This window comes from Frigoribacterium sp. AC759 (assembly GCF_979256015.1).
This window is the reverse complement of record NZ_CEEDMT010000002.1, coordinates 290,700-303,725: the sequence shown is the minus strand read 5'-3', so window position 1 is coordinate 303,725 and position 13,026 is coordinate 290,700. Positions and strand designations below refer to the sequence as shown.

Annotated in this window: 10 protein-coding genes and 1 other RNA gene; 9 read left to right on the top strand and 2 right to left on the bottom strand. The window is 72.2% G+C overall.

Features of this window, described 5'->3' with window-relative positions:
• Nucleotides 1-29 precede the first annotated feature (29 nt).
• The 5 genes from ACZ6JE_RS04305 to rnpB all read left to right on the top strand — a co-directional run bounded on the left by ACZ6JE_RS04305 (nucleotide 30) and on the right by rnpB (nucleotide 6,119).
• A complete protein-coding gene (locus ACZ6JE_RS04305; RefSeq protein ID WP_464318279.1) occupies nucleotides 30-2,471 on the top strand; it encodes an ATP-binding cassette domain-containing protein in 2,442 nt (813 codons plus the stop codon).
• Nucleotides 2,472-2,581: 110 nt separating this feature from the next.
• Nucleotides 2,582-4,045, top strand: coding sequence for a hypothetical protein (locus tag ACZ6JE_RS04300; protein ID WP_464318278.1), 1,464 nt, complete (start codon nucleotides 2,582-2,584; stop codon nucleotides 4,043-4,045).
• Nucleotides 4,046-4,054: 9 nt separating this feature from the next.
• Nucleotides 4,055-4,870, top strand: coding sequence for a Nif3-like dinuclear metal center hexameric protein (locus ACZ6JE_RS04295; protein ID WP_464318277.1), 816 nt, complete (start codon nucleotides 4,055-4,057; stop codon nucleotides 4,868-4,870).
• 79 nt (nucleotides 4,871-4,949) lie between these two features.
• Nucleotides 4,950-5,690, top strand: coding sequence for a zinc ribbon domain-containing protein (locus ACZ6JE_RS04290; protein ID WP_243215311.1), 741 nt, complete (start codon nucleotides 4,950-4,952; stop codon nucleotides 5,688-5,690).
• A 47-nt stretch (nucleotides 5,691-5,737) separates the two neighbouring features.
• Nucleotides 5,738-6,119: RNase P RNA component class A (gene rnpB, locus ACZ6JE_RS04285), an RNA gene on the top strand.
• Between the two features lie 344 nt (nucleotides 6,120-6,463).
• Here the strand turns inward: rnpB and ppgK are convergent.
• Nucleotides 6,464-7,225: a polyphosphate--glucose phosphotransferase gene (gene ppgK, locus ACZ6JE_RS04280; protein ID WP_192060247.1), complete on the bottom strand. Its 762-nt coding sequence runs from the start codon at nucleotides 7,223-7,225 to the stop codon at nucleotides 6,464-6,466.
• Nucleotides 7,226-7,261: 36 nt separating this feature from the next.
• Entirely contained in the window at nucleotides 7,262-8,125 is an 864-nt protein-coding gene (gene map / locus ACZ6JE_RS04275) for a type I methionyl aminopeptidase (RefSeq protein WP_464318276.1), read from the bottom strand.
• 78 nt (nucleotides 8,126-8,203) lie between these two features.
• On the opposite strand from map, the gene ACZ6JE_RS04270 reads away from it, so the two are divergent.
• From ACZ6JE_RS04270 to ACZ6JE_RS04255, 4 genes are all read left to right on the top strand, one after another.
• Nucleotides 8,204-8,371, top strand: coding sequence for a hypothetical protein (locus ACZ6JE_RS04270; protein WP_192060249.1), 168 nt, complete (start codon nucleotides 8,204-8,206; stop codon nucleotides 8,369-8,371).
• Between the two features lie 9 nt (nucleotides 8,372-8,380).
• Nucleotides 8,381-8,551 (top strand): SPOR domain-containing protein, encoded by a 171-nt coding sequence (locus ACZ6JE_RS04265; RefSeq protein WP_192060250.1) that lies wholly within the window; start codon nucleotides 8,381-8,383, stop codon nucleotides 8,549-8,551.
• A 73-nt stretch (nucleotides 8,552-8,624) separates the two neighbouring features.
• Nucleotides 8,625-9,962 (top strand): glutamine synthetase family protein, encoded by a 1,338-nt coding sequence (locus ACZ6JE_RS04260; RefSeq protein WP_192060251.1) that lies wholly within the window; start codon nucleotides 8,625-8,627, stop codon nucleotides 9,960-9,962.
• Nucleotides 9,963-9,973: 11 nt separating this feature from the next.
• Nucleotides 9,974-12,919 (top strand): bifunctional [glutamine synthetase] adenylyltransferase/[glutamine synthetase]-adenylyl-L-tyrosine phosphorylase, encoded by a 2,946-nt coding sequence (locus tag ACZ6JE_RS04255; protein ID WP_464318275.1) that lies wholly within the window; start codon nucleotides 9,974-9,976, stop codon nucleotides 12,917-12,919.
• Nucleotides 12,920-13,026: the final 107 nt, after the last annotated feature.

The window sequence follows — 13,026 nt, the reverse complement described above, 5'->3', positions numbered from 1 at the left end:
CGCCGCCGTGCACCTCTACCATCGACCGGATGCCCGACACCGCGCCTCCCGACCTGCCCCGCTCCGAGATCGACGTGCACGCGCGGGGCTTCGTCAGGGTCCGCGGCGCCCGCGAGAACAACCTGCGGGCGGTCGACGTCGACGTGCCGCGCGACAGCATCGTGGCCTTCACGGGCGTCTCCGGCTCGGGCAAGTCGTCGCTCGCGTTCGGCACGATCTACGCCGAGGCGCAGCGCAGGTTCTTCGAGTCCGTCGCCCCTTATGCGCGTCGACTGATCGCGCAGGGCGGGTCGCCCCACGTCGACGAGATCACCGGCCTGCCCCCGGCCGTCGCCCTGCAGCAGCGCCGCGGGGCCCCGAGCTCGAGGTCCACCGTCGGCACCGTCACCACCCTCTCGAACTCGATGCGCATGCTGTTCTCGCGGGCGGGCACCTACCCCGCGGGCGCGGCGCGCCTCGAGTCGGACTCGTTCTCGCCCAACACGGCCGCCGGGGCCTGCCCGCGCTGCCACGGGCTGGGCGTCGCCCACGAGGTCACCGAGGCCTCCGCGGTGCACGATCCCGGTCTGAGCATCCGCGACGGGGCCATCACCGCCTGGCCGGGGGCCTGGCAGGGCAAGAACCTCCGCGACGTGACGGCCGGGCTCGGATACGACATCGACCGCCCGTGGCGCGAGCTGCCGCAGGCCGACCGCGACTGGCTGCTCTACACCGACGAGCAGCCCGTCGTCGAGGTCGTCCCGCAGCGCGATCGCGTCGCCAAGCCCTACAAGGGCCGGTTCTGGAGCGCACGGGCGTTCGTGCTGCACACCCTCGCCGACTCGCAGAGCGAGACCCAGCGGACCAAGGTGCTGCGCTTCGTCGAGAGCGGGCCCTGCACGCTCTGCGGCGGCAGCGGTCTCACGCGCGCGGCTCTCGCCGTCACGTTCGCCGGTCGCACGATCGCCGATCTGAACGCGCTGCCCCTGGCCGAGCTGGGCGAGGTGCTGCGCCCGACCGCGACCCTGACGTCGGCGACGGCGGCCGTGTCGAACGCGTCCTCCGGCGAGGTCACCGAGGTCGCGGTGACCCTGGCCGCCGACCTCCTGGCCCGAACGGCCGTCCTCGACGGTCTGGGGCTCGGCTATCTCAGCCTCGGGCGCGCCACTCCGACGCTCTCGCCCGGCGAGATGCAGCGCCTGCGCATCGCCACGCAGCTCCGCTCCGGTCTCTTCGGCGTGGTCTACGTGCTCGACGAGCCGAGCGCGGGTCTGCATCCGGCCGACGCCGAACCGCTGGTCGCCGTGCTCGAGGAGCTGCGCGAGAGCGGCAACTCGGTCTTCGTCGTCGAGCACGACATGAGCATCGTCCGTCGCGCCGACTGGGTCGTCGACGTCGGACCGGGTGCCGGCAGCGAAGGAGGCGCGGTGCTCTACAGCGGCCCGGTCGCCGGCCTCGCCGGGGTCGACCGCTCGGTGACGCGGAGGTTCCTCGACCCGGCGCCCGATCCCGCGTCCAGGGCGCGCCCGCGCCGTGAGCCCACCGGGGTCCTGGCGCTGCGAGGCGTGTCGCGGCACAACCTGCAGGGCGTCGACGTCGACGTGCCGCACGGCGTCCTCACGGCGGTGACCGGCGTGTCCGGCTCCGGCAAGTCGACGCTGGTCGGCGGCGTCCTCGCCGAGACGGCGGTCGACCACGAGGGCGTGGATCGCGTGGTGCAGGTGGATCAGCGTCCGATCGGTCGCACGCCGCGCTCGAACCTGGCGACGTACACCGGGCTGTTCGACGCGGTGCGCTCGGTCTTCGCGGCGACCGACGAGGCGCGGGCCCGCGGCTACACGGCGGGTCGCTTCTCGTTCAACGTGGTGGGCGGCCGGTGCGAGGTCTGCCAGGGCGAGGGGGCGGTCTCGGTCGAGCTGCTCTTCCTGCCCGGCAGCTACGCGCCGTGCCCCGAGTGCCACGGCGCCCGGTACAACGCGGAGACCCTCGAGGTGACCTGGAACGGTCGCAGCATCGCCGACGTCCTCGCGATGACCGTCACGGAGGCCGCCGCGTTCCTCGGCGAGGTGCCGGCCGCCTCCCGCGCCCTCGAGACCCTGCTGCAGGTGGGGCTCGGCTACCTGCGCCTCGGGCAGCCGGCGACCGAGCTCTCCGGCGGCGAGGCGCAGCGCATCAAGCTGGCGACCGAGCTGCAGCGCGCCCGCACGGGTCACACCCTGTATCTGCTCGACGAGCCGACCACGGGTCTGCACCCCGCCGACGTCGAACTGCTCGTGGCGCAGCTGCAGGGGCTGGTCGACGCGGGCAACACGGTGGTGGTCGTCGAGCATCACATGGGCGTCGTGGCGGCCTCCGACCACGTGGTCGACATGGGTCCGGCGGGCGGCGACGCCGGCGGCCGGGTCGTCGCGGTCGGCACCCCGGAGGAGGTCGCCGCCTCGTCGGAGAGCCGCACCGCCCCCTACCTCGCCGAGGCGATCGCCGGGCGCTGACCGCTTCGTCGCCCGCGGGGGCCGCGCCGCGCCTCCTGCGGAACGCTTTTGTCCCGGTCGGCCCGGCGAGCCGCCCGGATATCACGCCCCCGCGGACGTACCATCCACGCATGACCGAGAATGCGAACCTGCTGTGGACGGCCGCCGACGCGCCTCCCGAGGGCGATCCGCATCGGTTCCGCTCGTCGTTCGTCGAGCCCACCCCCACCCCGGCGCCGTTCACGACGCCGACCCCGCAGGAGCTCCACCCCGTGTCCCAGACAGTCCTCCCGGAGGCGCGCGAGAGCATCGCCCCGCGCCCCGCCTCGATCCCCACCCACCGTGCCGACGTGCCCGCGCCGACCGTCGTCGAGAACGACGTGGCCGACTCCCGTCCGGCCAGCGCGCCCCGGCACTCCGTCGCCACCTCGGCGATCACCATCCCCGTCTTCGCCGTGCCCGTCGGCCCCGACCTGCCCCAGCCGCCCGAGCGTGTGACGCTCGACGACGACGTGCTCGCCCGGCTGGTCACCAGGCGGTTCGACGACACCGCCACCGTCGACCTGATGGCCGTGGTCCAGGCCCAGATGCTCGCGCGACGTGCCGAGGCTGCCCGTTTCGCCCGCTGGGAGAACGAGATCAGCCGAGTCGGAACGGACGAGGCGGCACTCGTGCTCGAGCGCACCCGTCTGCGTTTCACCGGCGTCATCGACGTCATCGGAGGAGGCGCGGGTTCAGCAGGTGCGCCGGGTGCCGCCGCACCGGTCGCCCCCGATCTCGACGACAGCGACACCAACCTGATCCCGATCGTCACCCCGGAGGAGGTCGCGGCCGATCTGGCCGCCCGCCAGGAGACCGCCCGCATCGCCGAGCGCGAGCGGCTGGCCGCCGGGTCGACGGGGGAGACGGCGGCCGCTGCCGCTGCCACCACCTCGACCGGCTCCGCTCCGGCCGTCGTGCCGTCGTCGCCCGTCGTCGGCACCTCCGACGTCGCCTCCTCCGATGTCGCCCCCACCGGCGCCGTCGCTTCGACCGACGCCGTCGCCTCGACTGGTGCCGTGGCCTCCACCTCCGATACAGCCCCCTCCTCCGACACCCCCGCCGTCGCCCCGTCCGCCGCGGGCGAAGGCCGTCTGGCGACCCTCCGGGCGTCGATCACCCGGGCCAACCCCGTGCTGACGATCTCGGCCGGTGCCGTCGTCGTCGTGATCGCGCTCACCCTCGTGCTCGCTCTGGTCGCGGGGGAGTCGCTCGGCACGGCCGTCGTCGCCACCCTGGCCGTCCCGCTGATCGGCGCCCTCACAGCCTTCGTCGGAGTCGTCGCGGTCTCGCGCCGCGCCGGCGACGCCGGGCTCGTCGACCGCCGCGGCCCCATCGCCGTCGTCGCGGCCGTCGTGATCGCCGCGGTGCTCGGCTTCGGCATCCTGTCGCCCGTGGCCGCCGCGCTCGGCTGGCAGGGCTACCTCGTCTCCGGCGTCGGCGCATCCGGCCCCGCCGCCGGGGTCGCCGTGGTGCTGGCGCTGCTCGTCGCCGCAGTGTCGGCGCTCGTGGTCGCCGTGCTGCTCACCGGGGTCCGCCGCTCCGCTCGCGACTAGGCTGACGGGGTGTCCACCCTCGCGTCCGTCTCCGCCGTCATCGAACGTCTCTGGCCCCTCAGCGGCGCCGAGTCGTGGGACTCCCCGGGTCTCGCCGTCGGCGATCCCGACCGGCCGGTGACGCACATCCACCTGGCCGTCGACGCCGTGCTCGACACCGCCGACGAGGCGATCGCCCTGGGCGCGGACCTCCTGCTCGTCCATCACCCGCTGCTCTTCCGAGGTGCGCGCACGGTGTCCGAAGACACGACGAAGGGCGCGGTGATCGCTCGGCTGATCCGAGCCGACTGCGCTCTGGTCGCCGCCCACACGAACGCCGACGTGGTCGAGACCGGCACCTCGAGGGTGCTCGCCCACCAGATCGGTCTCCTCGACCAGCGGCCGATCACGGCGGGCGGCAGCGAGACGACCGGGCTCGGCGTCGTCGGCCGGCTGTCCGAGCCGATCCCGCTGGTGGCCCTCGCGACGCGACTCCGCGACGTGCTGCCGCCGACCGCCTCCGGCATCCGGGTCGCCGGTCACGCCGAGCATCTCGTCCAGACCGTCGCGCTCTGCGCCGGTGCGGGCGATTCGCTGCTCGACGACCCGGCCGTCCGCGGGGCCGACGTCTTCATCACCAGCGATCTGCGGCACCACCCCACCTCCGACGCCCGCGAGCTCATGCTCCTCGGTCGCGGCCCGGCGCTGGTCGACATCTCGCATTGGGCGGCCGAATGGCTGTGGCTCGACACGGCCGCCGCCCAGCTCCGTGAGGCCCTCGACGACGTCGAGGTCACGCTGAGCGATCTGCGGACCGACCCGTGGGACTTCGCCGTCGTCCAGTGACGCCGACCCGCCCGCCGGCACCGCGCCTCCTCGGCACCTCCATCCCAGACCATCTGCACCGACACGAAGAAGGCCACGCATGCCGTTGACCGCCAGCCCCGACGACCAGGCCCTGCTGCTCGATCTCCAGAAGCTCGACACGACCCTGCAGCAGCTCGCCCACCGGGCGCGCAACCTCCCCGAGACCGCCGTCCTCGCCACGATCGACGGCGACGCCTCGCGACTGCGCAGCCGACTCGCCTCCGAGCAGGGCGCCCTCGAAGACGCCGAAGTCGAGCTGAAGCGCATCGAGTCCGACGTCGCCGTGGTGCAGGCACGGGTCGCGCGTGACCAGCAGCGTCTCGCGTCGACGTCGTCGGTCAAAGACGTCCAGGCGCTCGAGGGCGAGCTGGCGGCGCTCTCGAAGCGGACCTCCGACCTCGAAGACCTGCAGATGGACGTCATGGAGCGCGTCGAGAGCCTCGGCGCCGTCGCCCGACTGACCCAGAGCGAGCTCGACCAGATCGACGGTCGGCGCGACGAGGCGACCACGTCGCGCGACGAGTCGCTGGCCGGTCTCGAGCGCGAGCGCGTTCAGGTGGCCGCCGACCGCGACACCATCGCCGCGCGCGTGCCCGCCGACCTCCTGGCCCTCTACGAGCGCCAGCGCGAGCGCTACGGCGTCGGGGCGTCGCTGCTGCGCGGTGGCGTGTCGAGCGCCAGCGGGGTCACTCTCACCGGCAGCGACCTCGCCGCCGTCCGGGCCGCGTCGGCGTACGACGTGCTGCTCTGCCCCGACAGCGACGCCGTGCTGGTGCGCACGCAGGAGTCCGGCATCTGACCCGAGGGCCACGACGGCCGCGGTCGCCGCTAGGCTGGGTGCGCGAATGGGTCGGCAAGACGGTCGCGTCGGCACGGGTCCGCCCGTGCCGCCGAGGAACGTCCGGGCTCCACAGAGCAGGGCGGTGGGTAACACCCACCCGGGGTGACCCGCGAGACAGTGCAACAGAGAGCAGACCGCCACGGTCGTCGCCGCAAGGCGCGACCGGGGTAAGGGTGAAACGGTGGTGTAAGAGACCACCAGCGGTTCGGGTGACCGACCGGCTAGGTAAACCTCGCCCGGAGCAAGGTCAGACAGAGGGCGTCGAGGTTGCTCGCCGAGTCCTCGGGTAGACCGCTGGAGGGCTGCGGCAACGTAGTCCCGAGAGAGATGGCCGTCCACGGTGCGAGAGCATCGAGACAGAACCCGGCGTAGCAGCCGGCCCATTCGCACCACGTGACATGCCCTGCTTCAGGAGGCGCGCCTCCTGCAGCAGGGCATCGTCGCGTCCGGCCCGGCTGCCCGCACCGCCCTGACTGTCGGTGCTGGCCGCGACCCGACGTGTGTGCAGATCGCGACCGGTCAGCCGGTGCTTCGTGTGCCGAACCCGACCGCTCAGCCGGTGCTCCGTGTGCCGAACCCGACCTGAGGCCCGCGACACGCCGTCTGCACGCGAACGTGAGCGGCGTGCCGACCTCCCCTGGTCGCGAATTGCACACCCGGGGAGGGCGGGTCGGGAGGCGCCGGGCGGAAGGCGCGCCCCGGGAGGCGCGGGTCGCGAGGCGCGCCCCGGCTCAGGCCGCGGGGTGGGACGACGCGGCGAGGGCCGCGGCGCCCATGATGCCCGCGTTGTTGCGGAGCGTCGCCGGCACGATCTCGGCGCGGAGGTCGAGCAGCGGCAGGAACTCGGCGTGGTGCTTCGAGACGCCGCCGCCGACGATGATCAGGCGCGGGTAGAGCAGCGCCTCGAGGTGCGAGTAGTACTTCTGCAGGCGCTTCGCCCAGTGCTTCCAGGTGAGGTCGTCGCGCTCCTTGGCGGCGAACGAGGCCTTCGTCTCGTAGTCCTTGCCGCCGATCTCGAGGTGGCCCAGTTCGGCGTTGACGATCAGGACGCCGTCGTTGATGAGCGCCGTGCCGATGCCGGTGCCGAGGGTCGTCATGATGACCAGCCCCTTGACGTCGCGGGCCGCACCGAAGCGCGTCTCGGCGTAGCCGGCGGCGTCGGCGTCGTTGACGAAGTGGATGTCGCGGCCGAGGGTCTCCTCGAAGAGCTTCTCGGCCTCGAAGCCGATCCACCTCTTCGAGACGTTCGCGGCCGAGAGGGTCGTGCCGTCCATGATCGCGGCGGGGAAGCACACGCCGACGGGCATCGAGTCGTCGTCGACCCCGAGCTCGTCGACGATCTGCTTGACGACCGCGACGATGTCGTCGGGCTCGCCGCCCTCGGGGGTCGGCTTCTTGATCCGGTCGGTGAGCAGCTCTCCCGACTCGAGATCGACGATCGCCCCCTTGATGCCGGTGCCGCCGATGTCGATGCCCACTGCCTTCTGTGCCACGGGTGGGTCCTTCCTAGAGGGGTCGAGAGGTGAGCGTCAGCTCAGGGTGAGGATGTCGGCACCGCGTTCGGTGACGACCAGGGTGTGCTCGAACTGGGCCGTGAGGCTCTTGTCGCGCGTGGTGACCGTCCAGTCGTCCGACCAGACGTCGGCCTCGATGCCGCCGAGGGTGAGCATCGGCTCGATCGTGAAGACCATGCCGACCTCCATGACGTCGTCGAACTGGGGCGCGTCGTAGTGGGGGATGATCAGGCCCGAGTGGAACGCGCGCCCGACGCCGTGCCCCGTGTAGTCGCGGACGACGCCGTAGCCGAAGCGCTTGGCGTACGACTCGATGGCGCGGCCGATCACATTGACCTCGCGGCCGGGGGCCACCGCCTTCATGCCCCGGCGGAGGGCCTCGCGGGTGCGCTCGACGAGGTCGACCGTCTCGGGTGCGCCCTCGCCGACGATGAACGTGCGGTTGAGATCGCCGTGCACCCCGTTCGCGAAGGCGGTGATGTCGATGTTGATCAGATCGCCCTCGACCAGCTCGGTGTCGTCGGGGATGCCGTGGCAGACGACCTCGTTCACCGAGGTGCAGACCGACTTGGGGAACCCCCGGTAGCCGAGCGTCGACGGGTAGGCGTCGTGCGAGACGACGAACTCGTGCGCGATGCGGTCGAGCTCGTCGGTGGTGACGCCGGGGCGGAGGGCCGCCTCGACGGCGTCGATGGCCTGCGACGCGATGCGACCGCTCGCGCGGATCAGCTCGACCGTCTCGGCGTCGTAGACGTCGCCGCCCGTGTAGGGGGTCGGCCCCTTCTTGCCCACGTACTCGGGGCGGGGGATGGATGCGGGGACCGGACGCTGCGCTAAGACCCGGCCCGGAGTCAGGGTTCCGTTGCTGTCCCGGGGCATGGGGTCAAGCTTAGGGGGAGTGTCCGACGACGGGGCGCCTCCTTGCCGTGCCGCGCCCGACGCGCGAGAATCGACGGCATGGTCGCCATCGTCATCGCCCTCATGGTCGTGGGCTCACTCGTCATCATCGCCGGCATCCTCGTGATGCTGCTGTCGCCGGTCGTCTCGGCGCTCCTCGCCCGACGTGCGGGGTCGGCGGCCGGGCCGCGGCCGCAGGTCCGACCGCGGTCGGTCGGCGGGCGGTAGCCTCCACGCATGTCAGAGTTCTGGTTCAACACGAAGACGCACGAGGTCGAAGAGGGCAAGGTCTCGCCCGCGATCGACCGCGCTGGCCCCTACGCTACCCGCGAGGAGGCGGCGAAGGCGATCGAGACCATCAAGGCCCGCAACGCCCGACTCGACGCCGAAGAGGCCGCAGACGACTGATCGCCGTCGGCCCGGCGCCCCTCGCGACACCCGGCTCGTCCAGTAGCCTGGACGCCGAGCAGAAAGGCCGTGAATGGACAAGCAGAGAGACTTCGTTCTTCGAACGATCGAAGAGCGCGGCATCAAGTTCATCCGCCTCTGGTTCACCGACGTGATCGGCACCCTCAAGTCGGTGGCCATCGCCCCGGCAGAGGTCGAGGGCGCCTTCGCCGAGGGCATCGGGTTCGACGGCTCCGCCATCGAGGGTCTCACCCGGTCGTACGAGGCCGACGTGCTCGCGCAGCCCGATCCGACCACGTTCCAGATCCTGCCCTGGCGGGGCGAGATCGACCCCACGGCGCGGATGTTCTGCGACATCACGACCCCCGACGGCCAGCCCGCCGTCGCCGACCCCCGCAACGTCCTGAAGCGCACGCTGGCCCGCGCAGGAGACCGCGGCTTCACGTTCTACACGCACCCCGAGGTCGAGTTCTACCTCCTGAAGAGCGCCCAGATCGGCGAGCAGGGGCCGCAGCCCGTCGACTCGGCCGGCTACTTCGACAACGTCCCCGGGGGCACGGCGCACGACTTCAGGCGTCGCTCGGTCCGCATGCTCGAAGACCTCGGCATCTCGGTCGAGTTCAGCCACCACGAGGCGGGCCCCGGTCAGAACGAGATCGACCTCCGTTACGCCGACGCCCTGACGACGGCGGACAACATCATGACCTTCCGCACGGTCATCAAAGAGGTCGCCATCGAGCAGGGCGTCTACGCGACGTTCATGCCGAAGCCCTTCAGCCAGCACCCCGGTTCGGGAATGCACACCCACATGTCGCTCTTCGAGGGCGACTCGAACGCCTTCTACGAGGCGGGTGCCGAGTACCAGCTCTCGACCATCGGGCGTCAGTTCATCGCCGGTCTGCTCAAGCACGCTCCCGAGATCACGGCCGTGACGAACCAGTTCGTCAACAGCTACAAGCGTCTCTGGGGTGGCGACGAGGCCCCGAGCTTCGTCACCTGGGGGCACAACAACCGCTCCGCTCTGGTGCGCGTCCCGCTCTACAAGCCCAACAAGGGCAACTCGAGCCGGGTCGAGTACCGTGCGATCGACTCGGCGGCGAATCCGTACCTCGCCTTCTCGCTCATGCTGGCCGCCGGTCTCAAGGGCATCGAAGAGGGCTACGAGCTGCCCGCCGAGGCGGAGGACAACGTCTGGGGCATGAGCGACGCCGAGCGTCGCGCCCTCGGCTACAAGCAGCTCCCCGCCAGCCTCGACCACGCGCTGTCGATCATGGAGGACAGCGAGCTCGTCGCCGAGACCCTGGGCGAGCAGGTCTTCAACTACGTCCTGCTCAACAAGCGTCAGGAGTGGAAGGCCTACCGGGCACAGGTGACGCCGTTCGAGCTCAGCTCGAACCTCGAGATCCTCTGAGCCCACGACAGATGCCCCGTCCCGCCGCAGCTCTCTCCGAGCTGGCCCGACTGGGCTTCGCCGAGCTCGGCGAGGCGCGTGACCGCCTCGCCGAGCTCTCGTCGCGGGTCCCCGCGGTGGCCGAGCTGCTGCCCGCCTTCGCGAGCAGCGCCGACCCCGACTCCGCCCTGCTGCAGCTCGAACGTCTGGTCGACCGTGACAGGTCGGCGGTCGAGTCGCTGCTGACCGACGGCTACGGGCCCCGTCTCGTCGTCGTGCTGGGCGCCTCCTCGGGGCTCGGCGACTTCGTCGTGCGTCGCCCCGCCGAGCTCGAGGCGCTCCGCGATCCGCTCGTGCAGCCGCCGTCGGTGGGCGAGTACACCGCCGACCTGCTCGAGTCCGTCGGCGAGCGGGTCGGCGACGAGGCGCGTGTGGCCCTCAGGGTCCGCTATCGACGGCACCTGCTGCGACTCGCGTCGTTCGACCTCGACTCGCCCGACCCGCTGGCGGTCCTGCCGGTCGTCGCCACCGCCCTCGCCGATCTCGCGGGTGCGGCGCTCGACGCGGGTCTCGCCGTCGCCCGTCGCGAGGTGGCGTTCCCCGCGGAGGACGTCGACCGCACCCGACTGGCCATCATCGGGATGGGCAAGGCGGGGGCGCGCGAGCTCAACTACCTGAGCGACGTGGACGTCGTCTACGTGGCCGAAGGCGCCGACGGCCTCGAGAACGGCCGCGCGGTCGAGATCGCCACCCGCCTGGCCGTGCACACCGTCCGTGTCGTCTCCGAGCTGTCCCTCGAGACCGAGCTCTGGGAGGTCGACGCGAACCTCCGACCGGAGGGCCAGGCCGGGGCCCTGGTGCGCACCCTCGAGTCGCACGTCGCCTACTACGAGCGGTGGGCGAAGGGGTGGGAGTTCCAGGCGCTGCTCAAGGCCCGGCCCCTCGCCGGCGACACCGAGCTGGGCGACCGGTACGTCGAACGCGTCGCGCCCTTCGTCTGGGCCGCCGCGTCGCGGGAGAACTTCGTCGAGTCGGTGCAGAGGATGCGCGAGCGCGTGACCGACCTGATCCCCGCCGACGAGGTCGACCGGCAGCTGAAGCTGGGCCCCGGGGGGCTCCGCGACATCGAGTTCACCATCCAGCTCCTCCAGCTCGTGCACGGTCAGGCCGACGACGGGGTGCGTCAGCGCGCGACTCTCGACGCGCTCGGGGCGCTGGCCCGCCGGGGGTACGTCGGGCGCGCCGAGGCCGCCGAGTTCGACCGCGACTACCGCCTCCTGCGCCTCCTCGAGCACCGCATCCAGCTGTCCCGTCTCCGGCGCACCCACCTCATGCCGGTCGACGAGGGGGCGCTGCGCGTGCTCGCCCGCTCGTCGAGGCTGGGCGCCACGGCGGCGGAGCTGGTGACGACCTGGCACGATGTGCGTCGTCGCGTCCGCACCCTGCACGAGCGGCTCTTCTACCGGCCGCTGCTCTCGGCCGTCGCGGCGCGTCCCGAAGAGGAGCTCGCGCTCAGCAGCGATCAGGCGGCGGCGCGGCTCGCGGTGATCGGCTTCGTCGACCCCCGGGGTGCGCTCGGACACATCGCCGCCCTGACGGCGGGGGTGTCGCGACGGGCGAGCATCCAGCGCCACCTGCTGCCGGCGATGCTGCAGTGGTTCGCCGACGGCACCGACCCCGACCTCGGTCTGCTGGCCTTCCGGCGGTTGAGCGACGGCCTGGGCGAGTCGTACTGGTTCCTCCGCATGCTCCGCGACTCCTCCGGCGCGGCCCACCGGCTCACCACCGTGCTCTCGAGCTCCCGCTTCGTCGCCGATCTGCTCGACCGGATCCCCGAGGCGGCGGCCTGGTTCGAGAACGACCACGAGCTGCGGCCCCGACCCCTCGCCAGCCTGCTCGACGAGGCGCGGGCGACCGTCGCCCGGCACTCCTCCGTCGACGCCGCGGCGGCCGTGCTGCGGCAGTCCCGTCGGCGCGAGATCCTCCGTCTCGCCATGGGCGGCATCCTCGGCCTGCTGAGCATCGACGAGCTCGCTCGCGGACTCTCGGCGGTGACGACGGCCGCCATCTCGGGCACGCTCGCCCTCGCTCGCCGCGACGCCGGCGACCTCGAGTTCGCCGTCATCGCGATGGGTCGCTACGGCGGTGAAGAGCTGGGCTTCGGCTCGGACGCCGATGTCCTCTACGTCTACCGGGCCGAGGGAGACGACGGCACCGCGCACCGGCGTGCCCTGGCCGTGGTCGCCGAGCTGAACCGTCTGACCTCCGACGCCCTCGTCCCGCTCGACCTCGACACCGGGCTCCGCCCCGAGGGCAAGAACGGCACCGTCGCGCGCTCGTTGTCGTCGTATCGCGCCTACTACGCGCGCTGGTCGCTCACCTGGGAGGCCCAGTCGCTGCTGCGTGCGCGCCCGGTCGCCGGCGACAAGGGTCTGGCGGCCGAGTTCATGGCCGTCGCCGACGGTGTCCGGTACCCGGAGGCCATATCCGACCAGGAGGTGCGCGAGGTCAAGCGCATCAAGGCCCGTGTCGAGGCGGAGCGGCTCCCGAAGGGCGCCGAGCCGTCCCGTCACCTCAAGCTCGGGCGCGGATCGCTCAGCGACGTCGAGTGGTACGTGCAGCTCCTCCAGCTGCAGCATGCGCACGACACCCCGGGTCTGCGGTCGCCGTCGACGCTGGAAGCGCTGGCAGCGGCCGCCGAGGCGGGTCTGCTGTCGAGCGACGACGCTCAGAAGCTGCGGGACGCCTGGACCATCGCCTCCCGGGCTCGCTCCGCCGTCGTGCTGTGGACGTCACGGACGTCCGACGTCCTGCCGACCGACCGGCGCCTCCTCGAGGGGGTCGCCCGGCTCATGGAGTACCCGCCGGGCTCCGCGACCCGGCTCGAAGAGGACTACCTGGCGGCGACCAGGCGGTCGCGGGCCGTCTTCGAACGCGGCTTCTACGGTCTCGACGAGACTCCCGAGCCCACCGGCTGAGTCCCGCTCGGCTGTCTGCCCCGCTCGGCCCTGCGCGAGCCCGCTCGAGCCCGCTCGAGTGCGCCGTCCTCCGACCGGCCCGGAACGGCACGAGGCCCGCACCCCGA